Below are 26,801 nucleotides of genomic sequence, written 5' to 3' on the forward strand. Positions count from 1 at the left end.
TCTGTTTTCCGGGATGCGCCAAGGGCGCATCCCGGAACAGTCACGCTTCCGGCCGGAGAGCAAAACCCGCCCGTGGCGGCACGGCACAAACCATTCCGGCAATACAGGCCGTCCCACAGGGTAAACGCATTCCGCTGCTTCATCTGCACGGCCTTCGGGCAACGGCTGAACCCGCTTGCGCCAGGCGAACACCTGCCCTCGCCGCCGTAAGGGCGCCTGTAAAAACAATAGCACTCTCGTTCTGCAACCGCTTCAAATCACGGCGCGCAATGCGCGCCCGTTCTCCCCTGCCTCCCCCGCAAGCCGCCGGGCCAGCAATGCCCGCAACTCATAAGGAGCCTTCATGAGCAATGACGCCAGCCGCGAATTTCTCGACACCCTGCCGGAACTGGGACCCGCTGAAACCTTCTGTTTTGACTGCCACCCCGGCGTTCCCTGTTTCAACCGCTGCTGTGCGGAGCTGACCCTCCCCCTCACGCCATACGACATCCTGCGGCTACGCCGGCATATGGGCATGACCAGCGAGGATTTTCTTGCGACCTTTACCACCATGCGCTCCTTTCCCGACACGGGTTTTCCCCTGCCCATGCTGCGCATGCAGGATGGCCCCGGCGAACCCTGCCCCTTTGTAAGCCCCGCAGGCTGCTCCGTATATGAAGACAGACCCGGAGCCTGCCGCTATTATCCCATCGGGCGCGGCACGAAGATGGCCGCAGACGGCGTTGCCGAACGCTTTTTCGTGGTGCGCGAGGCCCACTGCCACGGCTTTGACGAGGGCGTCAGCCGCACTCCCCATCAATGGATGGAAAACGAAGAACTGCAGCCCTTCAACAGGGCCAATGATCGTTACATGCGCCTCATGGCCCTGGTGCGGGCTACAGGCAAGCCGCTGGAGCCGCGCATGGCCACCATGACGGTGCTCTGCCTCTTCCAGCTTGACCGTTTTCGCGAGCTTGTGACGGCCATGAAAATATTCAGCCATGTGGACACGAGCGAAGAGCGCAAGGCCGCAGTCATGCAGGACAGCCCCGAAGGCGACGTGGCGGCGCTGGACTTCGCGCTGGACTGGCTGGAACTTGTGATTTTCGGGCAAAGTGAAGGACTTGCCAAAAAGCAATAGTGTGTTTTTTCACAATAACACGACAAAACACCTGAAATCACACGAAACCAAGCAGAACGATGCGTATTTTTGTTCTTTAGTGACAAGAGCTTGGATAAAAGCTCTTAAAAGCACCACGTGAGGGGTACTTTATTCCTTGTAAACCATGAAAAAAATGCCGCTCGTGATAAATTTCTTTTACAAAAACCAAAGAATATGTCAGGGTGATTTTGTGCGCGGGGAAATTTCCGTCAGCTCTTCTTTTTTATTCAAGAAAAGCTTTTGGTTATGGGCACAAGGCTGCACCGGGGCGCGCCGCGCAGCCGCCTGTGACCGCGCGCGTTTATTGTTGGGGCCATGATTACGGCCGTTGGCCGGCCACAATCGTATTGGAGGAGAGTATGAGTTTTGGCAGACAAGTTTACGAGTTTCTGCTGAGCGGCTCAAGGGCTTACGCCAAATGGGACCTGGAAGTCTCCACTTCCATTCTCAAAAACCGCAAAAAACTGCTTCTCTTGCTGGCGCTGGCAGTTCCCATTCTTGCGGGTTGCCTGGCAGAAGCCTATGAGTACCACGAAATGCTGGGCGGCAAAACCGCCTATGCGCCAGCCTTTTACACCACAAACATCTTTCTGGCATCCATAGCAGTGGGCCTGGCCGCCGGTCTCATCACCGGGTGTATCGGCGCCGGCGGCGGTTTCATCATTACCCCGGCGCTCATGGCCGTGGGCGTCAAGGGCATCCTGGCGGTGGGTACTGACCTGTTCCACATTTTCGCCAAGGCCATCATGGGCACAACCGTCCACAAAAAACTCGGCAACGTATCAGGCAAACTGGCCGTTGCATTTTTGTGCGGATCGGTTGTGGGAACCTTCATCGGCGGGGCCATCAACAAGGGCCTGTATAACGCCGACCCGCTGCTTTCCGAATTGTTCATCAGCAGCATCTACGCTGTTCTGCTGGGCTTTCTCGGCTTCTATGCCCTGTTTGACTTTCTGAAAAGTTCGCGCGGCGGCGCGGCGGCAAGCCAGGATGCCCACGGCGGCAGCTCCGGCATGACCGGCATTTCCGTCAAGCTTCAGGGCCTGCGCGTACCCCCCATGATTTCCTTTGACGAAGACCTCGTACCCGGCGGCCGTCGCATTTCCGGCTGGATTGTGGCCGCGGGCGGCGTTTTTGTAGGCCTGCTGGCCGCCATCATGGGTGTGGGCGGTGGCTTCGTCACCTTCCCCATGTTCGTGTACATCTTCGGCGTGTCTTCAATGACCACTGTAGGAACGGACATCCTGCAGATCATATTCACCGCCGGTTTTGCGGCCATCGGCCAGTATGCCATTTACGGCTATGTCTTCTACACCCTGGCCATCGGCATGCTGCTCGGCTCGTTGCTGGGCATCCAGGTCGGCGCTCTGACCACCAAGGTGGTCAAGGGCATCCACATCCGCGGCTTTTACGCCATCTCCATCATCGCGGGCTTTATCAACCGCGCGGCCACCCTGCCCAAAAAACTGGTGGAAATGGAAGTGCTCAACTGGTCGCCCAAGGTTGTGGGCATTATTGAAAGTGTGGGCAACGTCGTTTTCTGGGTCGTTGTGGCATTCTTCGGTATCTGGGTCTTCAGCAAGTTCTTCGCCAACATCGGTAAGCTCAGAGGGGAGGCCTGATTATGTTAGTACATGCTAAAGCGCCCTTTATTCGAGGCTGCCTGCTGCTGATTTCGTTTCTTATCCTTTTTGCAATCATGCTCATGCCCATCATGAAGGATGAGCTGGGCAACCATGTCACCGGCCTGCAGTATGCGGACAACGTATTTAACGAACTGTCCAAGGGTTCGTCCTACTTCATCCCCGGTGTGCGTGAAAACCTCAAGAGCGTCGAAGGCAAGGACGTTCAGATTACCGTAAAGCTCAAAAAGGGCGACCTTGCTCCGCTGGCCGCCATGATACTTGAAAAGTCCGGCGCGACCAACGTAAGCGCCGAGGACGGCAAAGTCAGCTTTTCCGGCAATCTTGGCCTGATACTGGCTTCGGCCACTGATGACTCTGACAATCTTTATAACAATGACGCCGCAGCCGTGGCGCAGAAGTATGATGGCGAGCCTGCCCTCAAGGTAGCCTCGGCATGGTGGTACGTGCTTTCACCCACCATCAAGGAACTGCAAAAACAGCACAAGATTGTCGAATCGCAGGTGGTCGACCATGTGCTGCGCCGCGCCATTGAACCGGGCAACAACTTCTACAGTGTACCGGCTGCCAAGGTTTCCGAACACCTCGTGCTTATGAGCGCCATGCTCATTTTCTATGTGCTCTACACCCTGTGGTACGGCTTCGCCATCTTCGAACTTTTTGAAGGCCTGGGCCTTGCCATGACCAAGTCCAAGGTCAAGCAGGAAAGCTAGCCGAACAAGCGCCATTCCGGTGGCACTGCAGAAAAAGCCTGCCGGGAAGGCAAGCGAGCCTTTGATCAGAGGCCCCCTGTGTGCAGGGGGCCTCTCTTGCAGGTACGGCCGAAAAGCCTTTACGCCAAACAGGTTTTCTGATATCCTCCGCCGCAAGATGCAAAATACGCTATAATAACATTGCTACCTTCACCAAGTATTCTGACACTCCGGGCATATGCGTCCATCACAGCAGCGCGATGCAGCTTCGGGCATTGCCAGCGGGCGCACAGGTAAAGGAAAATACCGCTGACAGCGTGTGCTGCCAGCCACCGGGCGAGCGTTTTAAAAACTCTGAAATGCATATCCGGTCGATATAAAACTACCCGGGCCTGCGCGCAACGCACTGCCATGCTTCGCTGCGCATAAGAAAAAAACACCGCATCAACTGTAACAGGGCGCACTTCCTGCCTGCGTACCTGTGCGCGGGTCCCACGGGCAGCATGGAGCAATCCAGGTGCTCCCGGCACGGCTGCCTGCATGAACGGGACGGCCGAAAAATATCCGTCCCCTTGCAAACCGGGCAGCACCAGAAGCGTGGCAAAGCACTGCTGTATGCGCAATAGTACTGTCTGCAATTATTGACGGGCATATAAGCCTGGCGTATATATTTACGGGTATTAGTTAAAACTCTACTGCAGTTCTATAGTTTCTCCATTCGCGTATGCGTTCATGAACAGGAGCCTGTGTACCGGCTCCAACGACATATCCGCCCTTGCGGACGATTTTCGTCTGCCTGGACAAGCGCGGAACGGAGTGCCTCATGACGGCTCCTACCTCCTACTGCCTTTGGAACTCCAATACCACGGAAGCATTCGCCCGCGCCATGCGCCAACGGGTAACAGTGCGCATCAAGTGCTGTCTGCCACGTGAAGGCAAACCGACAGATATCGTCATGCACGGCAGGCTGCGCAATGTTGAGGGTCGCGAAGTGCTGTTTGTGCCACGCCACGCAGAAGTCCAGCAGGGCAAAAGCAAGGCTGAAGAAAATACCTGCGAATTTTTCTTCAGCCTGGAACAGCGGGAAGAATCCGGCATCAGCCGCATGGGCTACCAGGGGCCGGGCATGGTGCGCTGGAAGAGGTCAAGGATGAAAAAGGCGACCTGCGCAGCCTGCGGTTGCGCCTTGCCCGCAGTTGCGCAGTGCGGCAGATGCGCCGCCATAAAAGGGTTCCGTGGAATGAAGACCGCAGCCGCCTGGCCGGCATCACGCCGCTGGACAATCCCCCCACCACGCGGGCGGAACTGAAAGACCTGCTGGCCCAGTACTACGCCTCCAGCCACCCCAATCCGCTTCCCCTGATCAATCTTTCCGCGGGTGGAGCCTGTGCCTGCCTGCCGGATGATATTTCTGCCATAACCCTGGCTTCCACATATCTTTTCTTTGTTGTACCCAACAAGGCTGCAGGCTCGGACCCTCCATACATCTTTCTTTCCAAAAAAATGGGTACCTGCAAAAGCCTGTGTGATCAGGGAACCGCATTGCGGCTGCTGTTTACCGAAGAACTTGACTGGTTTTCCCAGAGTCCGCATCTTAAATGGGATGACATTCTCGCCACCGGCTCTGAACGCCTCCAGGCCTGCCTGGAGCTTTATGATGACACCGAGGATGAAGAAGACGAAGCCCCGGCCGAGATCACAAGCGCAAGTAAATCCCGCCTGACTGCCTGACCCCCGGCCCCTTTGGACACAGCAGCCTGCAACAGTTTTTTTGTCGCGTACAATCCGCGCCCCAAGCTGCCCCGGCGGCCGGTTACGCAAAAAACTCTGTGGCATTCCCCTTGCTGCTGCCCATACAAAGCCACCCGCCTGCCTGGCCACTGCCCTGCCGCCCCCTGCCGAAGCAATCGGCCAGTGACGGACAACCCGGCGACAGCCAGCCAACGCCAGCGAACTGGCGGCAGTCAGGCCAAAAACAGCCGGACCGGCAGAAAATGCTGCCCTCCTGTCTGTACCTGCGGACAATGCGCCACCCAATCTTTGCGCAAATCATCTTTCCTTCATAACAGCCAGCGTTTGAAGTGCCCTTATGGCCTTCGTTTGAATCGTCTGCACGGCGGGAGGCAGAGGGTCGGTGGTCTTCATACATAGGCAATGGCATTTAATTTGCATATTTTTCCGCATCCGCCCTGTGCGGAAAATCTGACCACACCCGCCTTCGCGGCCATATATGAGGACACTGCCATGGAAATTTCCGGACTCAACAAATTCAATGCCTTTGCGTTTCCCCTGCCCGGCAAGGACGATTCCGGCTCCACCCCCGCAGCCGTACAGGACATCGTCAATCTGAGCACCCCCCAGCTGCTTGAAGATCATGAGGTGGATGCCGTTATGGACGAAACCCTGAACATGATCGCCCATGACAACGTGGCCGCGCTCTCCGTGCATGGCGGGTTGAGCCAGAGCCGCGTTTTCGCGCTGCTCGGCATGTAGTGGGGGCGGCCCCGGCCGCGCCCTGCCTGCCCGTGTATGGGAATGAAAAATTTGACACCTCCGCCGCGTTGAGGCTACTGTCACCTGTCCAAGTCAGGCACAGAACATCGGTTCTGTGCCGAATTTTTTACCGCAACAGATTTATTACCGCAGCCGGTACATGAGGATAGGGCAAATGACCGACATTGACCGCCAAATGGCTACCATCAAGCGCGGCGTGGCCGAACTGATCGACGAAAACGAACTGCGCAAGAAGATCCTGCGCGGCGCTCCCCTGCGCATCAAAGTGGGCTTTGACCCCACCGCCCCCGACCTGCATCTGGGACATACGGTAGTCATGCACAAGATGCGTCACTTTCAGGAACTGGGCCACCATGTAGTCTTTCTTATCGGCGATTTCACCGGGCGCATCGGTGACCCTTCGGGCCGTTCTGAAACCCGCCCCCCGCTCACTGAAGAGCAGGTGCTCGCCAATGCCGAGACCTACAAAAAACAGGTCTTCAAAATCCTTGACCCCGCCAAGACCGAAGTGGCCTTCAACTCCGCATGGCTCGGCAAGCTCGACGCCACCGGCTTTATCAAGCTTGCATCCAGCTATACCGTCGCCCGTATGATGGAGCGCGACGATTTCGAAAAGCGCTTCCGCGAGCAACGGCCCATTTCGATCCACGAATTTCTCTATCCCCTCTGCCAGGGGTATGACTCCGTATGCCTCAAGACCGATGTGGAGATGGGCGGCACCGACCAGAAGTTCAACCTGCTGGTCGGCCGTAATCTTCAGGCCCACTATGGCATCGAAAGCCAGTGCATTCTCACCATGCCCCTGCTTGAAGGCACTGACGGCGTACGCAAGATGTCAAAATCTTACGGCAACTATATCGGCATTGACGAAGCGCCTTCCGAGATTTTCGGCAAGATCATGGCCATTTCCGACGACCTCATGTGGCGCTACTACGAACTGCTTTCAACCAAAAGCCTGGAAGATATCGCCACCCTCAAGACGGATGTGGCCACCGGCACGGTGCACCCCAAAGCCGCCAAGGAAACGCTGGCCCACGAAATGGTCAGCCGTTACCACAGCCGGAAAGACGCCGACGAAGCCCAGCAGGGCTTTAATGCGGTCTTTGCGGATGGCGGCGTACCTGACGAAATGCCCGAGCACCAGTGCGCGCACGGCGAAGACAGCACCCCTCCGGTCTTTCTTGAAGCCGCGGGCCTGGTCAAAAGCCGCGGTGAGGCCAAACGCCTCATGAAGGAAGGAGCACTCTCCATCGACGGGCAACGCTGCGACGACGCCATAACGCCCCTGTCCGCCGGGGAATATGTGATCAAACTGGGCAAAAAGCGCTTTTTGAAGCTGCTGGTCAGCTAACACAGTTTACACATGCCTGAGCATATGCCGCCCTGCATTTGTAAACTCACTCCGGCGTCCGGCAGCGCGTAAGCGGCATTGAACACCCCTGTGGCGGATGCCTGCGCCCACGCGCCGGAACAGTTTCAAAAAAAACGGCTCCGAAACAGGGCGCCGTTGCGATAATTCCTGTTTATTGACCGTAAAAGGCCCGTTACAGCACAGGACCAGTACCCGCGGGTACATCCTGAACTGGAACGGGCCTTTCGGCATTATCGCCCTGTAATACGTATTCCCCCCAAATTAGAGTAAATTAACCTTTAAATTGCTCTGACAGCTGTGTGAGCAGACGCCCGCTACGGAAGCGCAGTTTATCTGCGCTGTTAAACCCCGAAGTGAGCATACCTCAGACTTTGAGTTGGACTTTGAAAATGTATATTCGCAAAGTTAATCTGCTGTAGAGCATTTCACACTTGAAATATTCTACAGGAATTTGTCTCCAAATCCTTGTCGTCAAATTATTCTAGGGCGGCTTTGCCGACCGTTAAGCAATCATTTGAAGCGTTAATTGCTCTAATAGCGCTCGTTGCGGGGCCGCCGCAAACGCGCAGACGCTGCGTCGTCGGCAAGCCCCCGCAACGGCCAACCGGCTCACGTTTTCGTGGCAGGCGTTGCCCGCGCAACCCTGGGCAGCCAAAACGGCCTTTCCCTCAGGCCGACAGAGGCGCAATTCCTGGCAAAACAGCTCTTGCGCAGGCTGCCCACCCTGCCCACGCGCCGGTTGCACTCATGCAGGCGCTCAAAGCCGGCAAGGGCCACTCAGCGGCCCAACGCCATTTCCGCCGCTGCCGTGGCGTGCAGCAGGGTGGTATCCAGCAAGGGAACATCCGTATGTTCCGGCTGCACCAGCAGGCCGATCTCTGTACAGCCGAGCACAACCCCTTGTGCGCCCCTGGCCTGGAGGCCCTCGATAACCGTTAACATCTTGCGGCGTGAGCCGTCTTCAATGCGCCCCAGGCACAATTCCTGAAAAATCACATCGTTTATCATGCCCCGGTCCTGGGCATCAGGCACAAGAACCTCAATGCCCCGTTGCCGCAAAACTCCGCTGTAAAAATCTTCTTCCATCGTGTAGCGCGTTCCCAGCAAGGCAGCCCTGGTCATGCCCCGGCGCAGCAGTTCATCTGCCGTAGCCCCGGCCAGGTGCAGCAGGGGAATCTGCACGGCCGCTGCCACCTGGGGAGCCACCTTGTGCATGGTATTGGTGCAGATCAGAAAAAAATCCGCGCCGCCGCGTTCAAGACGCCGGGCGCCCCCGGCCAGGGCGGCCGCCGCCTCATCCCAGCGGCCTTCGGCCTGGCAGGCCTCAATTTCGGCAAAATCCACACTGTACAACAGGCATTTTGCCGAATGCAGACCGCCAAGGCGTTGCCTGACCACACGGTTGATAATCTGATAGTATGAAACCGTGCTTTCCCAGCTCATACCGCCCAGAAGACCGATAACTTTCATACTATGCTCCTTTCCGGGTATTGGCACACCCGCTTTTATTTCATGATAATTTATCTTACTCTGGCAATGGAGGGCGTATGCAAAAACTTTATGTAGCCATGGTCGGCCTGCCCGCCAGAGGAAAATCCACTCTGGCAAAACGCATCCGTGACGGGCTGCTGGCCGAGGGCATTCAGGCCAGACTGTTCAATAACGGCGACATGCGCCGTGCGCTTATGGGCGCGGAATCCACAAATCCGGATTTTTACAATCCCGCCAACGAATCGGGCCGCGAAGCACGCGAGATGATCTGCCGCCGGAATATGGAACTTGCCCGGACATGGCTGGCCGCCGAAGGCGAGGTGGCAATTCTGGACGCCACCAACGTAAGCCGCGCACGACGTATTCTTATTGAAAAAACGCTTACCGACCATCCTGTGCTGTTTGTGGAATGTGTCAATGAAGACCAGCTGCTCCTCAAGGCATGCATACGCCGCAAGGCCACCCTGCCGGAATACGCCGCCTACAGCGAAGATGAAGCCCTGCAAAGCTTTATGAAGCGCATAAGCTATTATGAGGCCATTTATGAGCCATTGGAAGAGGAAAAATTCTGGCTCTGCGTAGACTCCACCGCCAACCGCATTCTGGGCGAGCGCCCTTGCGAAGGCTCGCCCTATTATCCTGCCATACGCGAAATCGTGGTCAGCGCCTGGGTTCACTGTCTGTATCTTGCGCGGCACGGCCAGACGGAATTCAACGTGCGCGGGCGCATCGGCGGCGACCCGCCCCTGACTGCCAGAGGGCGCAGCCAGGCCAAGGCTCTGGCACGGCACATGCGCCACAAGGACATAAACTGGGTCTTTACCTCAACCCGCCTGCGTTCGCACGAAACCGCCACGCCGCTGCTGGCGGGACACCCCGGCGCTCATGTCATGGCCTTCAAGGAATTTGACGAGATATGGGCCGGCGACTGCGAAGGTATGCTGTACAGCGAAATCCGCGCAAAAATGCCCGGAGTGACCGCCGGGCGCAATGCCAGCAAGTACACATACGCCTATCCCAATGGCGAAAGCTACGCCATGCTGCGCGAGCGCGTGCAGCGCGGACTGCGGCGCGCCCTGTTTCTTGCCGGCGACACCCCGCTTGTGATTGTGGGACATCAGGCTGTCAACCGGGTACTGCTTTCCCTTTTCCTGCAGCAGCGCAGCGAAGACGTACCCTATATCTACATACCGCAAAATCAGTATTATCATATAAGCATGACTCCGCGACGCAAGGTTTTTGAACGCATTCCCTATCAGGAAGAAATTTTTTAACGGTTTTGCCCTTGCGTCCCTAACAATAAGCTTTACTCTTTTTGCGCGAAACGGTATTAGCCTGCGTGCCAAGCCACTTTCCCATGTCCCGTCAGGGGCATTCAGGCCGCTTCATACGCATACTCCCTCAAAATACATCTGTTCATGCGGTTTGGAAAATATTAACCGCCGAGTGAAGCGGCAAAATCCAAGGAAATTACTATGAAATTACAAGCTAAACTTCTGGCAGGTTTTCTCCTTTCTGCCCTGATCACGCTGTCCATGGGTATTTTTGCCGACTCCCGCCTGCACGACATGAGCCAGGCCGACACGTTTTTGTATACACGCTCGGCGGAACCTATGGGCGACCTTATAAACATGTCGGTGTATTTCCAGCGTATCCGTCTGGACCTGCTGACCTTTGTCACCACGGATGAAGATGCCGTAAAACAGCGCGTACGGACAGAAATTCCCCAATACCGGGCCATTATCGACAGCGGTACTACCAAGGTGGAATCAAGCCTGATTTCTGCTGAAGCACAAAAGATCCTGGCGGAATACAAGCTGCGCCGTCAGGACTTCCGCACCATGACAGACGATGTCATGTCTCTGGCAAGTGATGGCAGGCAGGCCCAGGCCTATGCCCTGCTTACCGGAAAGGGATGGGAGATATCTACCGCCTACCAGAACGCCATTGGCGACCTTGTGGCCTCCAAGCTTGAGCAGGGCAGGTTGCTGGCCCAGAAAAATGCCGAACTGGCTGATTCGTCCAGCTATCTTCTCTATGTGGCTCTGGGTGCAGGCATTCTGCTTTCCATCGCCATGGGCATTCTGCTCACCCGCAACATCATGCGCCAGCTTGGCGAAGACCCCGGCTACCTGGCCGAAGTGGCGGGCGAGATCGCACACGGCAACCTCAATGTGACGTTCAGGCCGCAAAAAACAGCCGGGGGCGTATATCATGTGATGCAGAACATGGTCGGTACCATGAAGGAAAAAATCGCCGAAGCCGAAGAAAAAAGCGCTGAAGCGGCCCGTCAGGCCGATCAGGCCAACATAGCCACTCAGGAAGCACACGCCGCCAAGGCCGCCGCAGAACGTGCCAAAGCCGAAGGGATGTTGCAAGCAGCACAACAGCTTGAAGAAGTGGTAGGTATCCTGACCTCCGCCTCCGAAGAGCTTTCGGCGCAGATCGAACAGTCCAGCCGTGGCGCGGATGAACAGTCACAACGCGTCAGCGAAACGGCTACCGCCATGGAAGAAATGAATGCCACCGTGCGCGAAGTTGCCAGCAACGCCGGGCACGCCTCAGAAATGTCTGACCAGGCCCACCTGCAGGCGCAGGAAGGGGCTGCCATAGTGTCCCGCGTGGTGCAGGGCATCAACGAAGTTTCACGGCAAAGTATGGAAATCAAGCAGGATATGGACACCCTGAGCCATCAGGCCGAAGGTATCGGGCAGATAATGAGCGTGATTTCCGACATTGCCGACCAGACCAACCTGCTGGCCCTCAATGCCGCCATTGAGGCCGCCCGGGCCGGCGAGGCCGGAAGGGGCTTTGCGGTAGTGGCCGACGAGGTGCGCAAGCTGGCTGAAAAAACTATGACCGCTACTCATGAAGTGGGCCAGGTCATCAGCGGTATTCAGGAAGGCACACGCAAAAGTGTGGCCGGGGTGGATGTGTCCATCGGTACGATTCAGGAGGCCACCAGCCTGGCCAACCAGTCCGGCGAAACCTTGCACAGCATTGTTGCTCTGGTAGACCAGACCAACGATCAGGTGCGTTCCATCGCCACGGCCAGCGAAGAACAGTCCGCGGCCAGCGACGAAATCAACCGCTCTGTGGAACAGGTTGCGGCCATTTCCAGCCAGACGGCCACCGCCATGGCACAGGCCGCGCAGGCCACCGCGGAACTGGCGAGACAGTCTCAGGTGTTGCAGAGCCTTATCAATGACATGAAGGCTGAAGGCAGCCGTTAACATGTCTTGCGGGTGAAGGCCCCTTTTTCAAAAGGGGCCTTCACCCGCATCCGTTAGAGTAATCACCCCTTCAAATGATTCCTTAACGGTCGGCAGAGCCGCCCTACAGTCATATTGGCGACAGGGTGAAAGCAAATGATGGTATTGCGCGGCGCGCAGGGAGATCACCCGCCCCCGGGAAGGGAAGCTCCCGGAGCCGCCGCCGCGCAGACGGCCCAAAATAAACTGAAAAGGACTTTCGCGTCCGCAGGGCGACAAAACCCCTTCTCGAAGAACAAATACTGCTCCTCCATCTCTGCGCATGCGTCTTCCCGTGATGTAGGCGCATTCCCATCGCTCACGCACCCCTTCATTTTTTTCTGCCTTTGCCCGGCGGGGTCAGCATGCGCACGGCGCGCACCTCATCAATGCGACGCTTGTCCATACGGGTAATTTCCAGTTCCCACCCCTGATAGTGCAGGCGCTCGCCCTTTTCAGGAATGCGACCGAGCCGCTCCAGAATAAAGCCCGCCAGAGTAGCGCTGGACAGGCGCTTGGGCAGGCTGATGCCCAGCCAGCTTGCGAACAGGTCTACCGTAAGACGTCCCGGCATGACCCAGCTGCCGTCAGGACGGCGGCAGGCCTCCGGCCCGGCGGGCATGTCGCCCATCTGCCCGGCCAGCACACTCAACAGTTCCGCCGGGGTAATCACGCCCACCACGCTGCCGTACTCATCCCGCACAAAAGAAAGGGGCGTGGGATGTGTGCGAAAATCCTCCATAATCACATGCAGGGGCGTGTGCTCAAAAATCGTGGGCGCTGGCCGGATGTAAGACTTGAGATCCCACTTGCCGTCGGGCGAGCAGTCGCCGCGCTCAAGGATATCACCGGGATGTACCACGCCGAGCACCTCGTCCGTGTCACGCCGCAATACGGGCAGCCAGGCCAGACGCGACGAAGCGGCATACCGGTTCACGGTTTTGCGGTCGGCATTGCTGTCCAGCCAGTTCACACGCTGGCGCGGAATCATAATGAACCGTGCCGTGCGCCCGCCAAGACGTATGACCCGTGCCAGCATATCCCGCTCTTTGGGCGCGAAAAGCTGCTCCTTTTCTCCCCCGGCCAGGGCCGCGGCATCAAGCTGGGCATCGCCCTGCCCCGGGGCGTTGCCCCCGAGAATATTCAGGATCACGCGGGCCGTGGATTCGCGCATGTCGCGCATGCTGAAGCGTCTGCGCCGGTTGCGCAAGGCCCACTGGTTGCACGCTTCCACCATGATGGAAAAGACAATGGCCGCGTACATGTAGCCCTTGGGAATGTGAAAACCCAGGCCATCGGCCAGCAGGCTCAGGCCGATCATCAGCAGAAAACCGAGGCACAATACGATAACTGTAGGATGTCGCTCCATAAAATTGAGCAACGGAGCCGCTGCCAGCAGCATGATGCCCATGGCGATGACCACCGCCAGCATCATGATGGTCACATGCTCCACCATGCCCACGGCCGTGATGATGGAATCAAGGGAGAATACGGCGTCCAGCACCACTATCTGAAAGATGACCTGCCAGAAATCCGCATGATGCCCCGAGTCCCCGGCATACCGGCCACTGTGGCCTTCCAGCCGGTCATGCAGCTCCATTGTACCCTTGAGCAGCAGAAAAACGCCCCCGGCCATGAGTATGAGATCGCGGGCGGCAAAACCGTGCCCCCCCAGTTCAAACAGAGGGGTGGTCAGCGTGGCCAGACGCGCCATGACGGTAAGAAGCAGCATGCGCATAAGCAGGGCCAGCCCAAGGCCCACCAGAAAAGCCTGCCGTTTGCGCTCACCGGGCAAGCGCCCGACAAGAATGGAAATAAAAACCAGGTTGTCCACCCCGAGCACCACTTCAAGCAGTACAAGTGTACCCAGGCCGGCCCAGGCAGAAAGGTGTGTCACCCATGAAAAGTCGAACATAGTGTCACGCTCCGGGGCGGTTGCCCCTTCTTGCGAAATGACGGATGCGGCGGCCCACTGCCACCGAAAAAAAAGACAAAAGAGGGCCGAAAGCCCCCTTTTGTCAGTAAATTGCCGTTGCCATCGGCATCAGGTGATTCTCGGCTTCCGTTGCAAGGCGCAGGACGCGCCGGACGTGACAGGAAAGCGGAAAACCGGAATGCCGTTGCAAGCATGCGCTCAAAAACGCCCGGCATATGGCCGGACCAGCAGGCTGCTCCGGCTCGGACAAGTCAGATGTCATTACTCGGCAGCGAGCTGGATGCGTTCAAAGCCGGTAACAGTGATTTCATCGCCCACGGCCTTGCCCGTTTCACGCACGACATCGGTAATGGTCTTCTTGTCATCGCGGATGTAGGGCTGTTCCATAAGGCACACTTCTTTCTGGAACTTTTTCACCGCGCCGTCAGCAATCTTGTCAACGATATTGGCGGGTTTGCCTTCTTCCAGAGCCTTCTGGCGATACACTTCGCGCTCGCGTTCCACAGCGGCCTGGTCAAGGCTTGCGGCATCAAGAGCCATGGGGCTGGCAGCAGCCACCTGCATGGCGATATTTTTGGCAAGCTCCTGCACTTCGGGCTTGTCGACACTTTCAGCCTTGCCGCAGGTCAGGAAAACCAGCACACCGATCTTGCCGTTGGCGTGGATGTACTGGCCCACCAGGGAGCTTTCGCAGGGTTTGACGTGACGGGCAAACCTGCCGAGCTGCATGTTTTCGCCCACAGAGGCGATGAGCTGGGTCACTTCTTCACCCATAAGGGCCTCAAGGGCAGCGGCGTCGGCGGGGGCGTTGTCCAGCACGCTTTTGGCCACCTTGGCGGCCATGTCCTGAAACTGGTCGCCGCGGGCCACAAAGTCGGTTTCGCACAGCAGCGAAGCCATGGCCACGGTCTTGCCGTCATCGCTCAGAGCCACGGTTACAAGACCTTCGCTGGTGGCGCGGCCGGACTTTTTGGCAGCCTTGGCCATGCCCTTCTGGCGCAGCCAGTCAACAGCTTTTTCCAGGTCGCCTTCTACTTCCACCAGGGCTTTCTTGCAGTCCATCATGCCCGCGCCGGTCATTTCGCGCAGTTCTTTCACCATCTGAGCAGTGATAGCAGCCATTGTATTCTCCAAATGCGTCCGGCCTGCAGCCGGAGTTATCAAAATTACTTCCTGAATTGCAGAGGTGCATCCAAAACGGGGCAGCGCAGCCATAAATCAGGTTGCGCTGCCCCCAGGAATGCGAAAGCAGAAAACCGGCTATTGGGCGGGAGCAGCCTCGGCAGCAGCTTCAACAGCGGCAGCCTTTTGCATGGCTTCTTCAGCGTTGGCGGTTTCGCCCTTGTGGTCCTTGCCCATAGCTTCGCCTTCCATGCAGGCTTCGGCAAAGGCGGCCACAAAAAGCTTGATGGCGCGGATGGCGTCATCGTTGCCGGGAATAATATAGTCGATGACATCGGGGTCGCAGTTGGTGTCGGTGACAGCAATGATCGGGATACCAAGCTTGCGGCATTCCTTGACGGCGATGTCTTCGCGATGGGGGTCGATGATAAAGGCAATCTGGGGCAGGCGATCCATATTCTTGATGCCGCCGAGGGTTTCTTCCAGCTTGGCAAGCTCGCGTTCCAGAAGCAGGATTTCCTTTTTCTGGTAGCGGTTGATGCTGCCGTCGGCAAACATGCTTTCAAGCTTCTTCAGGCGGTCAACGCTCTTCTGGATGGTGACAAAGTTGGTGAGCGTACCGCCCATCCAGCGATTGGTCACGAAGAACTGTCCGGCGCGTCCGGCTTCAGCAGCCACGGCCTCCTGGGCCTGGCGCTTGGTGCCGATGAAAAGGACCTTGCCGCCCTTGGCCACAATGTCCACCACCTTGTCGTGGGCAATGCGGAAGAGCTTTACGGTCTGCTGCAGGTCGATGATATGGATGCCGTTGCGCGCGCCGAAAATGTAAGGACGCATCTTGGGATTCCAGCGGCGGGTCTGGTGACCGAAGTGCACGCCGGTTTCCAGCATTTGCTTCATGCTGACGTAAGCCATGGGGATTCCTCCAAAGGGTTGTTTTCTTCCACCCACGCCCTGACCCTGCAACCCGGCGTCGCGCCTGAAGCACGAGTATGAACGCCGCCACACGCGGCATTCCGCCGGGCACCCCGGGCCGCTGCCTGGGTGTGCTTGATGGAAAGGGTGTACATACATGATCACCGCTGGCTTGGCAAGCATTGATGCGGGCTTTCCGCAAAAAATGGCGGCAGGCAGACCGCCCCTTTTCAAAGTCTGAAGCAGCCCTTATAGTTAAGGTCCATCTGCCGCAAAAAATGCAAGACAAAAAATATCCGCAGGAAAAAACATGAACAACCACGGCTTTACCCTGATCACCGAACAGCAACTGCGCGAAGTGGACGGCACCGCCCGTCTGTGGCGGCACGAAGCTACCGGCGCCCAGATGCTTTCCATCAGCAATACGGACGAAAACAAATGCTTTGGCGTGAGTTTTCGCACGCCGCCCACCGATTCCACCGGCGTGGCCCATATCCTGGAACATTCCGTCCTCTGCGGGTCTGACAAATATCCCGTCAAGGAACCGTTTGTGGAACTGCTCAAGGGGTCCCTGCAAACCTTCCTCAATGCCTTTACCTTTCCGGACAAAACCTGCTACCCGGTTGCAAGCTGCAATCTGCGCGATTTTTACAACCTCATTGATGTCTATATCGACGCCGTTTTTCATCCGCGCATCAACGAAGACATTTTCAAGCAGGAAGGCTGGCATGTGGATGCCCCATCTGCGGACGGCCCCTGGGCCTACAAGGGCGTTGTCTATAATGAAATGAAAGGCGTGTACTCTTCTCCGGACTCCGTGCTTGCCGAGCAGAGCCAGCAGTCCCTTTTTCCCGACACGCTGTACAGCCTTGACTCCGGCGGCAATCCCCAGTGCATTCCCGACCTTACCTACGAGGCGTTTTGCGACTTCCACAGCCGCTATTATCACCCGAGCAATGCCCGCTTTTTCTTCTGGGGCGATGACCCGGAAGCTGAACGGCTGCGCCTTGCAGGCCAGGCTCTGGAAAAATACACGGCACGTCCTGTGGATTCCACTGTTCCCCTGCAAAAGCGTCTCGACACACCGCGCCATATCGAAGTGCCCTATGCAGCCTCCGAAGGTGAAAAGCGCGCCCTGTTCACGGTCAACTGGCTGCTTGGCGAACGCGGCGACGTGGATCAGGCCCTGCTGATGGAGATGCTCGAGCACATCCTTGAAGGGCTGCCCGGCTCCCCCCTGCGCAAGGCGCTCATCGCCTCGGGCCTTGGTGAAGACACCACGGGCTGCGGGCTGGAAACAGACCTCCGCCAGATGTACTACTCCACCGGTCTCAAGGGCGTGGCCCCCCGGGACGTTCCGGCGGCCGAAGTACTCATTTTTGAAACCCTGGCCCAACTGGCTGAAGAAGGCATTCCCGCTGCCGCTGTGGAAGCTGCCGTCAACACGGTGGAATTCGCCTACCGTGAAAACAATTCCGGCCGTTTCCCGCGCGGGCTTTCAGCCATGATCCAGTCGCTGTCCACCTGGCTGTATGACGGCGACCCCCTGGCTCCCCTGGCGTGGGAGGCTCCCCTGGCTGCCCTTAAAAAGCGTATCCAGGCAGGCGAACCCGTATTTGAACAGGCCATCAAAGACTGGTTCCTGAACAACAACCATCGCGCCACCGTGGTGCTGCTGCCGGATACGGGCCTTGGCAAAGCCCGCGATGAAGCGGAAAAAGCCCGTATGGATGCGGTGCAGGCCGCAGCTGGTCCCGAAGAACGCGCAGCCGTGGCCGCCGACACCCGGCGCCTTGAAGAAGTGCAGAGCGCCCCCGACAGCCCGGAGGCACTGGCGACCATTCCGGCTCTCGGGCTTGAAGACCTGCCGGCGCACAACGCCCCCATCCCCCGCAATGTGGTGGAAGTGCCGGAGGCCATCCTGAGCCACGAACTTCCCACCCAGGGCGTTGCCTACACCACCCTGTTGCTGCCGCTGGATAACGTGCCTGACCGCCTTGTTCCCCTGCTGCCGCTCTTTGCCCGCAGCCTCACGGAAATGGGTACGGCGCGACGCGACTTTACGGAGCTTGGGGCGCTCATGGCCGCCAAGACCGGCGGCGTGGGGGCCGACCCCCTGCTGGGTACCGTGCGCGAAAGCCGCAAAACCGTGAGCTATCTGGCCGTTTCCGGTAAGACAGTGTATGACAAGCTACCTGATTTATTTAACATCATACATGAAATCCTGCTTGAGCCTCTGGCCGACAAGAAGGTCATCGAAGCGCGCGTGGGCCAGATGCTGCTTGAAACCAAGGCCCGCCTGGAAAACGCCCTTCAGTCCGCCGGGCATGCGGCCGTAAGCGCGCGCCTGCGGGCGCGCTACACCGGCGCGGGCGCTCTGGCCGAGCGCACCACGGGCCTGAGCTACCTTGAAAGCGTGCGCGCCATGCTTGGCCGTATGGAAAAAGAGCCGCAGACGGTCATGGCCGACCTTGAAGAGCTTCGCAACCGCATCGTGGCACGCCCCGGCGCGGTCTTTGACTGCACCGCCGAGGCTTCCGGCCTGTCCCAGGCTGAAAGCCACGCCCGCCGCCTGTTGCAGGCCCTGCCCCAGTTGCGTCCCGGCGCCGCAGGCGGCATTGGCGAAACCCCCATGCGCCTGCCTGCGGCCGAAGCCTTCATCGCTCCGGCGCAGATCAACTATGTGGGCAAGGCCGCCAACATCTATGATCAGGGCTATATATATCACGGCTCTGCCAGTGTTATCCTGCGCTACCTGCGCATGGGCTACCTGTGGGAGCGTGTGCGTGTGCGCGGTGGCGCATACGGGGCATTCTGCAACCTGGACCGCCTGGGCGGCACCCTTGTCTGCGCCTCCTATCGCGACCCCAATGTGGAAGCCACCCTGGAGGCCTTTGACGGCATGGCCGACTTCCTGCGCGGCTTCACGCCCGACAAGGCCCAGCTTACCCAGGCCATAGTGGGCGCCATCGGCGATCTGGACAGCTACCTTCTGCCCGACGCCAAGGGTGCGCAGTCCCTGGCCCGCTGGCTCACCAACGATACGGACGCCGCCCGCGCGCTTATGCGCGAGGAAATCCTTTCCACCACCGAAAAGCACTTCCGTGATTTCGCGGAAGTGCTGGCCGAAGCCGCCGCCAAGGGACATATCTGCGTGCTTGGCGGCCCCCGGGCAGAGGCTGCCGCAGCGGAACACGGGTGGGAAAGCAGCAGACTGATCTAAAAAGGATACTGAACGGGACCGGTTTCGGCAGGCGAGTTGACAGGCGTTCGCCGGGACCGGTTCCGAAACACAGATTGCAACACAGTGTTTTCCACCAGCCCGCCACCTTGCGCCCCGCCCGCGCCATCCCCGGCAGAGACGCCCACCGCCTTTCTCGCCGGGCATCCTCTTGCCGGGCGCATTGCCGCGCCCTCTTTCGTCATGCCGGCCGGCGTGGCAGAAAATGCGCGTTTTCTCGCGGAGCGCGTAGACGAGGTGGCGTTGTGCCTGTTTGAATCCAGCGCCTGCCTGCAATATGACTCCGGCGACCTGCCGCCGGATCTGGCGGCCCTGCCCTTGCGCTGGCATGCCCACCTGCCTGTAGACCTTCCCTGGTCCCGGGGACCGGCCGTGCGCCAGGCCAGTCCGGCACGCCGGGCCGCATGCACGGCAGCGGCGGTCATTGCACGGCTCATGGCCCTTGTTCCCGGCCTTGTCCCGCGCGTGGCGGTGCTGCACCCGCCGGAAGGCCCGCCCGACCTGCAGCGCACCCTGCTGGCAGATTTTGCAGAACACTGGCGAAATGGGGCAGACAGCCCGGAAGCCCCCCCGGCCCTGCGCCATATTCCTCTCTTGCTGGAAAATGTGGCGCACAGCGATGTGGCCTGCCTTGGCAAAAACTTTCTTCATGAGCACGGGCTGGGGCTTTGTCTGGACGTGGGACATCTCCTCGGCTATGCTCAGAAAAAGCTGCTGCATTCGGCCCTGCCCTCACAGGCGGGCCTGCTGCACTGGAGCGCACCCGGCAAGGGCGACCAGCACCTGCCGCTCACAGCTCTCACGCCGTCGCAAAGACGCATTGCGCGGCGCATCATGGCTGACGCCCCGAGCACGGCCACACATCTGGTAGAAGTTTTCAAGTGGGAGGGCCTGGCGGCTTCCCTGCCTGTTCTGTCAGCCCTTGCCACCGGCGAAACGCCGGATGCGTCCTGGGGCTGAAGGCAAAAGCAAAGCCATGCGGCGTATGTATCCGCCGTGCAATCAGGGGCATCGGCCTCGGGAGGATGAACACAGCAATGCTGCCCACTGCCGAACTTGTCGCCAATATGAAGCAATGGCGGCAATCACTGGACAAGGAAGACCGCTGGTGCATCCTTATCAATGCCGACCCCGATGCCCTGGCTTCGGCGTTGGCGCTGAGGCGCATTTTGTTGCCGCGGGTTCACAATGCCGACATTGCGCGCGTCAACGAGGTCACCCGGCCCGACAACCTCGCCATGATACGCTATCTGCGCATCCCGGTGCGCATGTGGCAGGCGGAAAAGGCCGACCAGTACAACCGCTTTGCCATAGTGGATTCCCAGCCGCACCATCACAAGGCTTTTCACGGCGTTGTCTTTGACTGTGTCATCGACCACCACCCCCTGCCGTCCGGCACAGATGAATCGCCCTATTCTTCCGACGCCTATTGCGATATCCGCCCCGGCCTCGGGGCCACCAGCACCATGATGACCCGCTACATGCAGGGCCTGCGCATGCGGCCCGGCCCCAGGCTGGCTACCGCCCTGTTGTACGGCATACGCACCGACACGGGGGCTTTCGAACGTTCGGGCGATGAGGACGATTTTCGCGCGTACCAGTGGCTTTCACGCCATGCGGACAACAACCTGCTGCGGCGCATTGTGCGCAGCGAATACCTGCGTGACTGGCTGCCACTTTTTTCGCGCGCCTTCCGCAGTCTTACCGACTGCCGGGGCAGCGGGGCCTTTGCCTGGCTCAATGAGGTCAACAGCGCCGACCTGCTGGTGGCTGTAGCGGACTTTTTCACCCGTGTGCACGGGCTGAAGTGGATTGCGGTGAGCGGTATTGTGGGCAAGACTGTCATTGTCATCTTTCGCGGCGACGGCGGGCGCGACATCGGGCGCCTGGCTGACGCCTGCTTTTATGACGTGGGGCAGGCCGGGGGACACCGCAACATGGGCAGGGCGGAGTTTCCGCTGGCGGCGGTTCCGGAAAACGTCAAGGTGACGGACTTTGTGCTGAAACGCCTGCAGACACGCAAGCTGCGCCGCGCCACATCCCCTGCTGCTGAAGACAAGGGCAGCCCCCGCACCCCCTAGGCACCCGCCCGTAAAACCAGCACGACGCCCGCTACGCGTGGCTGGGCAAAGGCGTATGGAGACGGCATCTTGACCGCAAGTTCCTTCGGGGCAGCGGTGCTGCCTACCGGCCCTGGGGCCAAGGCCCGCCAGGGAGCCATAACGCGACTGACCGGAGGAGCTATTTCTGTATCAGAAAACTTGTGCCAGGTGCAAAAAAGCCTTTTTACAAAAGACGTGTACGTTCACAGTGCACGACTTGGAGTAAAAAGGCTTTTTAACGTAGCAAGCTGGCAAAAAGTACAGAAAAACAGCCTCTAGCGTTGCCCGCACTGAAGCCCGAGACGCCGCCCGGATTCGGCATAATGCTCGCGCAGGACACGCTCGATACGCTGTAGGTCGCGGCTGCACAGGGTATCATAAATGAGCGTGTGGCGCTCATAGAATTCCTGGGGCGAAAAAAGCGTATCCCAGCTTTTATAATAGAGAAACTTTGAAATATGGGCGCAGGAGTTGCGGGCCGTGCTGACCATCAGCCTGTTGGAACAGCGCGAAAGCAGCGCATCGTGAAACGCTTCATCCACAACGCTCATGCTCGAAAGCCCTGTAGCGCTGCGGCTTTGCCGCGCCATCTCGTCCAGTATGGTCTTCACTTCGGCCACGGCCGCATCATCCCACTTATCCATGGACTGGACAATGCAGGCCCCTTCCAGCGTACCCCCAAGGCAGTAACTGTCTTCAATTTCCTGTGCTGTAAGATGGCGGATATGCTTGGCCTTTTGCGGCAGGCCGGTCACAAGCCCCTGCTGCAGAAGGGTTTGCAGGGCTTCGCGCACGGGTCCGCGGCTGATGCCGAGATGCTCCGCGATCTCTGTTTCGCGGATGGGGTCGCCGGGCATGAGTGTTCCGTCAAGCAGACACTGCTTGATATAATCTATGGCCTGCGCGCTGTAGGTCTGAACGTGGCTCAATGTTTGCTCCTCATGTGTTTGCCTGGAGATAGTCTTAGCAAATTATGATGCCTTGTCCATAGAGCATTTACTGTTGGGAATTTATATTCCCAATCTTCGGGGCGCTCGCTTCGGCGTTCAGGCGGACCGATACACAGCATTGGCTGCGGGCACCCGCTCCCGCTGCGTCGTCCGTACAACTGTACAATACAACTGCGCACAGAAACGCCATGGTGATAGAATTGAAGCGGCGGCAGCCGGAATAAGAGCATCCCGCCTGCCGCCTATGGGTATGACACAGAGTGTCGGGGCAACTGTTAGGCCGCTTCGGGCGCCGCGTCTTCGGGCGTGGCATACCGCCGGTTCCAGCCGGTGACGGCAGAGAATATCAGCACCACCAGCAAAGCCCACGAATACGGATTGTACAGAGCCGTGCTGATGGGCGGCGCCGCAATACCGTAGCTTTCTGCCGCGCTCACCATGGCGCCGTACCAGGCGGCCACCACAATGTGCCACGGCAGAATAAAGAAGATGGTACACACCGCGCAGTCCATAAGGTTCGCGCGCCGCGCCGGGGCAAGGTTGAACTTTTCGCCTATGGGGCGCACAAGGCTCGGCCCCACCAGCAGTTCCGCCGGAGCATTGGCGGAAATGGGAATGGACGCCAGAATGGTCACCCCCACGATAAACAGTTCAGCCTGACGCACTGTGCTGACCACACTCTTGTGGGCAAATTCCAGGATCTTGGTCATTATGCCGCATTCCACGAGGATCTGGGTAACGGCAAGAATAAGGATGGCAAAAATGATCGCGCCCACCACGCCGTCAATACCGGACTGGATGATCCCCGTAGAAGCCCCCGCCTTGGCGGGAATACCGAAAATATCGCCGGGCTTGAGTGTGCCGATAAGCATACCCACCAACGCCGCCGTGACGTTGCCGTAAATGAGCGACTCAATGATATGCCTGCCGCTGAGCGCAGCCACCACAACCACGATCAGGGCCACCAGCATGAATATGCCGGAAGGATTCAGGTTGGCCTGGATCTCGGGCAGCACCACGGTTTCGCCCCCGCCGCCGAAAATCATGAATACCAGCGCGGTAAAGGCCGCCGCCACAATACAGAGCGGAAAGCGGCTTCGCACGACGTCGCGCATGGTGGCGCCCTGTGTGTACGCAGACACAATGGTCGTGTCCGATATGGGAGCCAGGTTGTCACCGAAGGCCGCGCCTGACAGAATGGCCAGGCCGAGCATGGCCGGATCCGCCCCAAGGAAATATCCCGCCGGGTACAGCACCGGGGTCAGGGCGATGCACGTACCGGTGCTGGTTCCCGTACCCAGGGCAAAAAGCATGGCCGCGGCAAAGACCAGCAGGGTAAATACCGCCCCCTGCGCCCCTGTGGTCATGCCGAGCCACAGCAGCCCGTCCACCAGCCCCCCCGCCGCCATCAGCTTGCCGAACACCCCCGCGAACAGCCAAGCCGTAACGATGACAATACCGGTCTTGTCGCCGATGCCGCGCATGGCGGCCTTGCAGTATTCCTCTTTGCTTCTGGCAAAAAATAGCCCCACTGCCAGCGCCAGCCAGGCGCAGGCCCAGAACGGCTTGGTGCCGCCCCGGCCCGCCACGGAAAGCCACACAAGCCCCACCACCAGTATGGCAAGGGGAACAAGCCCGCCCCATATGCCGCCGTACATTTTCAACTTGTCATTCTGCATGGTTCTCTTCCTCTCCCGTCGGGGAAATATAACGTACGGGCCGCGTGGTCAGCCCACGCGGCCCGCGCCGACTATTGGCGGAACTCGTCAAGATAGGCGTACAGGGCGGGAGAACCACCCGTATGCAGGAAAAGCACATTGGAGCCTGCGGCAAAATGTCCCTTCCGCACAAGGTCGATCAGGCCCGACATGGCCTTGCCGGAATACACCGGGTCAAGAAGAATGCTTTCTGTAGAGGCGAGCAGGCGCACCGCCTCCACCATGGCGGCTGTGGGCAACGAATAGCCGGGACCCACGTAGTCATCGTAAGCCACCACTGCTTCTCTCGGCAAGGGCGTAGGAACGCCCAGAAGGCCCGCAGTTTCCTGCATGAGCGAATACACGGCTTCTTCCTGTACGGGCTTTTTGCGGTTCACGCCGATGCCCGTCACGGGGATGTTCATATTGCAGCCAAGCATGCCCAGCAGTACGCCCGCATGGGTTCCTGCGCTGCCGCTGGGTACGACCATGTGGTCAAAGTCAAGGCCGCGGTCAAACATCTGCTGCATGATCTCCTGCGTGCACTGCACATAGCCCAGCGCACCGATGGCGTTGGAAGCGCCGCCGGGGATAATGTACGGCTTGCGCCCTTCGGCCCGCAGTTTTTCAGCCAGTTTTTCCATTTCCTGCATCATGGGGCTGCCGCCGGGCACCACTGTGGTGCTCTTGACGCCCAGAAGGCGGAAAAGAAAGTTGTTGCCCGAGGCATCGGGGTTATAGCTGCCGGCAACGCGCTCTTCAAGAATCAGATGGCAGTCCAGCCCCTCTTTCACCGACCAGGCCAGCGTAAGGCGGCAGTGGTTGGACTGCACGGCCCCGCAGGTAATGATGGTATCCGCCCCTTTAGCCAGCGCATCGGCAATGGCGAAGTCAAGCTTGCGGGTCTTGTTGCCGCCGCTGGTGCCGGGCAACAGGTCGTCGCGCTTGATCCACACATTGACCTTGCCGCCAAGGGCCTTGCTGAAGGCTGGCAGAAATTCCAGAGGCGTGGCCTCCTTCACATATCCTCTGCGCGGAAATTTGCTGAGATTCATGTTTGCCTCCTGATGCTGGGGTTCATCAAAATGCCGCGCGTCCGTCCTGTCCGATGCCGTGACCGGCAGCGTGAGTTCGGCCATGGCGAACGCGATCGCACATTCTGAAATTGTTAAAAGTTAAATGTCAACATTTGACATGTCTTCTTTTAAGAAAACTTTCCCAAGCTTGTCAAGGCCAACATGCCCCCAGCACAGCGCATTTCACGCAACCACAAGGTAATGATATGAATTATATGAAGTATATTAAAAATAATCTTTTACTCTACTTGCAAAACCAACGTCGCCGGCAAAATGCCTCTGCGAATCTTTCAGTACGCCCCTTCGCCTGATTGATTGATCAATCACTATTTTCTGCCGACTACCACCACATGTTCCTTTTATAACAATCATGCCGGTCATCCGCCCCTACGCGCACGTGCCCGAAGCGGGCTATAAAACATAACTGCTTAATATCAGGCGAAATATAAAAATAATGACATTACGCTTCCAACAACCACGCCTCCGCTACAACGCAGCCGAAAGGTGTCCTTTTATTTTTTTCGCCAAAGGTATTGACAGCAGTTTTTACCCGGCGTAACGTTTTTGCAGAAACAACAAGGATTTTTTATGCAACGCATTTCTTCCAACCACACTTCCTCTTACGCCGCTGGCTTTTATAGCTGGTATTTTTTTGCGTATTTTATGGATGCCTGTGGTCGGGAGCTTCGCTGACGCAAAAAGACGAGTTGGGAAGTTCAAAGGGCCGCAGGCAAACCGCCAGCGGCCCTTTTTTTGTATGGGCAGCCGGTCTTCAAAATGCCCACGCCGAGCGGTCCAGGCTACAGGCAATATGCAATTTGACTGCAATACGCACGTCAACAACTAAAAGGAGCAGGCCATGTACCTTGGAAAAAAAGTTCGTCTTGAACGAATTATCAATCGTGAAAACGGGCGAACCATTATCGTACCTATGGACCATGGCGTTACCATAGGTGCAGTTGATGGCCTTATGGATATGCGCGAGGCCGTCAACGACATGGCCCGGGGCGGCGCGGACGCGGTGCTCATGCACAAGGGCCTTGTGCGCTGCTCGCACCGCAGTGCGGGCAAGGACATCGGCCTTATCGTCCACCTTTCCGCCTCCACGGCCCTGACGCCCAACGGCAATACCAAAACCCTGGTCGGCACGGTGGAAGAAGGCATCAAGCACGGGGCGGACTGCGTGTCTGTTCACGTCAACCTGGGCGATCCCAATGAGCGGCTCATGCTGGCAGACCTCGGCAGGGTGGCCGAAGCCTGCGACAACTGGCACATCCCCCTGCTGGCCATGATGTATGCCCGCGGTCCGCAGATTCAGGACGGCTTTGCTAAAAACGTGGTGGCCCATTGCGCCCGCGTCGGTGTGGAACTGGGTGCAGACATCGTAAAAGTTCCCTACACCGGCGATGTGGACAGCTTTGCAGAAGTTGTGGCCTCCTGCTGCGTGCCTGTGGTCATTGCCGGGGGCGAGCGCATGGAGTCCACGCGCCAGATACTCCAGATGGTGCACGACTCCATCAAGGCGGGCGGCGCGGGCATTTCCGTGGGCCGCAACGTTTTCCAGCACCCCAGCCGAGTTAATCTTGTCAAGGCCCTGCGGGCCATCGTGCATGAAAACGCCAGTGTGGACCAAGCCATCACTATGGTGGGAGAATAAC

The 26,801-nt window shown here is 58.4% G+C and carries 20 protein-coding genes; 13 read left to right on the top strand and 7 right to left on the bottom strand.

Features of this window, described 5'->3' with window-relative positions:
- The first annotated feature begins 343 nt into the window (after positions 1-343).
- The 7 genes from ACZ495_RS09855 (at position 344) to tyrS (ending at position 7,341) form a co-directional block, all read left to right on the top strand.
- Positions 344-1,120 carry a YkgJ family cysteine cluster protein gene (locus tag ACZ495_RS09855; protein WP_012624002.1) on the top strand — a complete coding sequence of 259 codons (777 nt, stop codon included), beginning with the start codon at positions 344-346 and terminating at the stop codon, positions 1,118-1,120.
- Positions 1,121-1,500: 380 nt separating this feature from the next.
- A complete protein-coding gene (locus ACZ495_RS09860) occupies positions 1,501-2,763 on the top strand; it encodes a sulfite exporter TauE/SafE family protein (protein ID WP_012624001.1) in 1,263 nt (420 codons plus the stop codon).
- 2 nt (positions 2,764-2,765) lie between these two features.
- Positions 2,766-3,497 carry a hypothetical protein gene (locus ACZ495_RS09865; RefSeq protein ID WP_012624000.1) on the top strand — a complete coding sequence of 244 codons (732 nt, stop codon included), beginning with the start codon at positions 2,766-2,768 and terminating at the stop codon, positions 3,495-3,497.
- An 802-nt stretch (positions 3,498-4,299) separates the two neighbouring features.
- Positions 4,300-4,785, top strand: a complete 486-nt coding sequence (locus tag ACZ495_RS09870) for a hypothetical protein (RefSeq protein WP_464262169.1) — start codon at positions 4,300-4,302, stop codon at positions 4,783-4,785.
- A complete protein-coding gene (locus ACZ495_RS09875; RefSeq protein WP_464262170.1) occupies positions 4,689-5,207 on the top strand; it encodes a hypothetical protein in 519 nt (172 codons plus the stop codon). The genes ACZ495_RS09870 and ACZ495_RS09875 overlap by 97 nt, the downstream gene beginning before the upstream one ends.
- A 513-nt stretch (positions 5,208-5,720) precedes the next feature.
- A complete protein-coding gene (locus tag ACZ495_RS09880) occupies positions 5,721-5,969 on the top strand; it encodes a hypothetical protein (protein ID WP_464262171.1) in 249 nt (82 codons plus the stop codon).
- A gap of 175 nt (positions 5,970-6,144) precedes the next feature.
- Positions 6,145-7,341 (top strand): tyrosine--tRNA ligase, encoded by a 1,197-nt coding sequence (tyrS, locus tag ACZ495_RS09885; RefSeq protein ID WP_012623996.1) that lies wholly within the window; start codon positions 6,145-6,147, stop codon positions 7,339-7,341.
- Between the two features lie 798 nt (positions 7,342-8,139).
- On the opposite strand, the gene ACZ495_RS09890 is transcribed toward tyrS, so the two are convergent.
- Entirely contained in the window at positions 8,140-8,832 is a 693-nt protein-coding gene (locus ACZ495_RS09890; protein WP_012623995.1) for an aspartate/glutamate racemase family protein, read from the bottom strand.
- Between the two features lie 77 nt (positions 8,833-8,909).
- On the opposite strand from ACZ495_RS09890, the gene ACZ495_RS09895 reads away from it, so the two are divergent.
- Both ACZ495_RS09895 and ACZ495_RS09900 read left to right on the top strand, forming a co-directional pair.
- Positions 8,910-10,127 (top strand): bifunctional nucleoside/nucleotide kinase/histidine phosphatase family protein, encoded by a 1,218-nt coding sequence (locus ACZ495_RS09895; protein ID WP_296984219.1) that lies wholly within the window; start codon positions 8,910-8,912, stop codon positions 10,125-10,127.
- A 201-nt stretch (positions 10,128-10,328) separates the two neighbouring features.
- On the top strand, positions 10,329-12,086 hold the full coding sequence (locus ACZ495_RS09900; RefSeq protein WP_296984217.1) for a methyl-accepting chemotaxis protein: 1,758 nt from the start codon (positions 10,329-10,331) through the stop codon (positions 12,084-12,086).
- Between the two features lie 349 nt (positions 12,087-12,435).
- Here ACZ495_RS09900 and ACZ495_RS09905 read toward each other — a convergent pair whose 3' ends face one another.
- From ACZ495_RS09905 to rpsB, 3 genes are all read right to left on the bottom strand, one after another.
- A complete protein-coding gene (locus ACZ495_RS09905; protein ID WP_012623992.1) occupies positions 12,436-14,019 on the bottom strand; it encodes a TerC family protein in 1,584 nt (527 codons plus the stop codon).
- Positions 14,020-14,301: 282 nt separating this feature from the next.
- A complete protein-coding gene (gene tsf, locus ACZ495_RS09910) occupies positions 14,302-15,162 on the bottom strand; it encodes a translation elongation factor Ts (protein ID WP_012623991.1) in 861 nt (286 codons plus the stop codon).
- Between the two features lie 138 nt (positions 15,163-15,300).
- Positions 15,301-16,077, bottom strand: coding sequence for a 30S ribosomal protein S2 (gene rpsB, locus ACZ495_RS09915; protein WP_012623990.1), 777 nt, complete (start codon positions 16,075-16,077; stop codon positions 15,301-15,303).
- A gap of 310 nt (positions 16,078-16,387) precedes the next feature.
- On the opposite strand from rpsB, the gene ACZ495_RS09920 reads away from it, so the two are divergent.
- The 3 genes from ACZ495_RS09920 (at position 16,388) to ACZ495_RS09930 (ending at position 21,399) form a co-directional block, all read left to right on the top strand.
- On the top strand, positions 16,388-19,300 hold the full coding sequence (locus ACZ495_RS09920; protein ID WP_464262172.1) for an insulinase family protein: 2,913 nt from the start codon (positions 16,388-16,390) through the stop codon (positions 19,298-19,300).
- A gap of 180 nt (positions 19,301-19,480) precedes the next feature.
- Positions 19,481-20,278: a cobamide remodeling phosphodiesterase CbiR gene (gene cbiR / locus ACZ495_RS09925; RefSeq protein WP_464262899.1), complete on the top strand. Its 798-nt coding sequence runs from the start codon at positions 19,481-19,483 to the stop codon at positions 20,276-20,278.
- Between the two features lie 65 nt (positions 20,279-20,343).
- Complete coding sequence (locus ACZ495_RS09930) at positions 20,344-21,399, top strand: DHH family phosphoesterase (RefSeq protein WP_232088755.1); 1,056 nt, start codon at positions 20,344-20,346, stop codon at positions 21,397-21,399.
- Positions 21,400-21,695: 296 nt separating this feature from the next.
- Here ACZ495_RS09930 and ACZ495_RS09935 read toward each other — a convergent pair whose 3' ends face one another.
- From ACZ495_RS09935 to cuyA, 3 genes are all read right to left on the bottom strand, one after another.
- On the bottom strand, positions 21,696-22,349 hold the full coding sequence (locus tag ACZ495_RS09935) for a GntR family transcriptional regulator (RefSeq protein ID WP_012623985.1): 654 nt from the start codon (positions 22,347-22,349) through the stop codon (positions 21,696-21,698).
- A gap of 296 nt (positions 22,350-22,645) precedes the next feature.
- Complete coding sequence (locus tag ACZ495_RS09940; protein ID WP_072311522.1) at positions 22,646-24,049, bottom strand: Na+/H+ antiporter NhaC family protein; 1,404 nt, start codon at positions 24,047-24,049, stop codon at positions 22,646-22,648.
- 71 nt (positions 24,050-24,120) lie between these two features.
- Positions 24,121-25,122, bottom strand: coding sequence for a D-cysteate sulfo-lyase (cuyA, locus tag ACZ495_RS09945; protein ID WP_296984207.1), 1,002 nt, complete (start codon positions 25,120-25,122; stop codon positions 24,121-24,123).
- An 880-nt stretch (positions 25,123-26,002) separates the two neighbouring features.
- Between cuyA and ACZ495_RS09950 the strand changes: the two genes are divergently transcribed.
- Positions 26,003-26,800, top strand: coding sequence for a 2-amino-3,7-dideoxy-D-threo-hept-6-ulosonate synthase (locus ACZ495_RS09950; RefSeq protein WP_012623982.1), 798 nt, complete (start codon positions 26,003-26,005; stop codon positions 26,798-26,800).
- Position 26,801: the final 1 nt, after the last annotated feature.

The organism is Desulfovibrio sp. GTC20076 (assembly GCF_055385905.1).

Bases quoted from the DNA above. Each gene is read 5' to 3' on its own strand.
- ACZ495_RS09900 (WP_296984217.1), top strand. From the start codon at position 10,329: ATGAAATTACAAGCTAAACTTCTGGCAGGTTTTCTCCTTTCTGCCCTG.
- ACZ495_RS09890 (WP_012623995.1), bottom strand. From the start codon at position 8,832: ATGAAAGTTATCGGTCTTCTGGGCGGTATGAGCTGGGAAAGCACGGTT.
- ACZ495_RS09875 (WP_464262170.1), top strand. From the start codon at position 4,689: ATGCGCCGCCATAAAAGGGTTCCGTGGAATGAAGACCGCAGCCGCCTG.
- ACZ495_RS09870 (WP_464262169.1), top strand. From the start codon at position 4,300: ATGACGGCTCCTACCTCCTACTGCCTTTGGAACTCCAATACCACGGAA.
- ACZ495_RS09855 (WP_012624002.1), top strand. From the start codon at position 344: ATGAGCAATGACGCCAGCCGCGAATTTCTCGACACCCTGCCGGAACTG.
- ACZ495_RS09905 (WP_012623992.1), bottom strand. From the start codon at position 14,019: ATGTTCGACTTTTCATGGGTGACACACCTTTCTGCCTGGGCCGGCCTG.
- tyrS (WP_012623996.1), top strand. From the start codon at position 6,145: ATGACCGACATTGACCGCCAAATGGCTACCATCAAGCGCGGCGTGGCC.
- ACZ495_RS09950 (WP_012623982.1), top strand. From the start codon at position 26,003: ATGTACCTTGGAAAAAAAGTTCGTCTTGAACGAATTATCAATCGTGAA.
- ACZ495_RS09860 (WP_012624001.1), top strand. From the start codon at position 1,501: ATGAGTTTTGGCAGACAAGTTTACGAGTTTCTGCTGAGCGGCTCAAGG.
- rpsB (WP_012623990.1), bottom strand. From the start codon at position 16,077: ATGGCTTACGTCAGCATGAAGCAAATGCTGGAAACCGGCGTGCACTTC.
- ACZ495_RS09930 (WP_232088755.1), top strand. From the start codon at position 20,344: ATGAACACAGCAATGCTGCCCACTGCCGAACTTGTCGCCAATATGAAG.
- cuyA (WP_296984207.1), bottom strand. From the start codon at position 25,122: ATGAATCTCAGCAAATTTCCGCGCAGAGGATATGTGAAGGAGGCCACG.
- ACZ495_RS09920 (WP_464262172.1), top strand. From the start codon at position 16,388: ATGAACAACCACGGCTTTACCCTGATCACCGAACAGCAACTGCGCGAA.
- ACZ495_RS09865 (WP_012624000.1), top strand. From the start codon at position 2,766: ATGTTAGTACATGCTAAAGCGCCCTTTATTCGAGGCTGCCTGCTGCTG.
- tsf (WP_012623991.1), bottom strand. From the start codon at position 15,162: ATGGCTGCTATCACTGCTCAGATGGTGAAAGAACTGCGCGAAATGACC.
- ACZ495_RS09940 (WP_072311522.1), bottom strand. From the start codon at position 24,049: ATGCAGAATGACAAGTTGAAAATGTACGGCGGCATATGGGGCGGGCTT.
- ACZ495_RS09880 (WP_464262171.1), top strand. From the start codon at position 5,721: ATGGAAATTTCCGGACTCAACAAATTCAATGCCTTTGCGTTTCCCCTG.
- ACZ495_RS09895 (WP_296984219.1), top strand. From the start codon at position 8,910: ATGCAAAAACTTTATGTAGCCATGGTCGGCCTGCCCGCCAGAGGAAAA.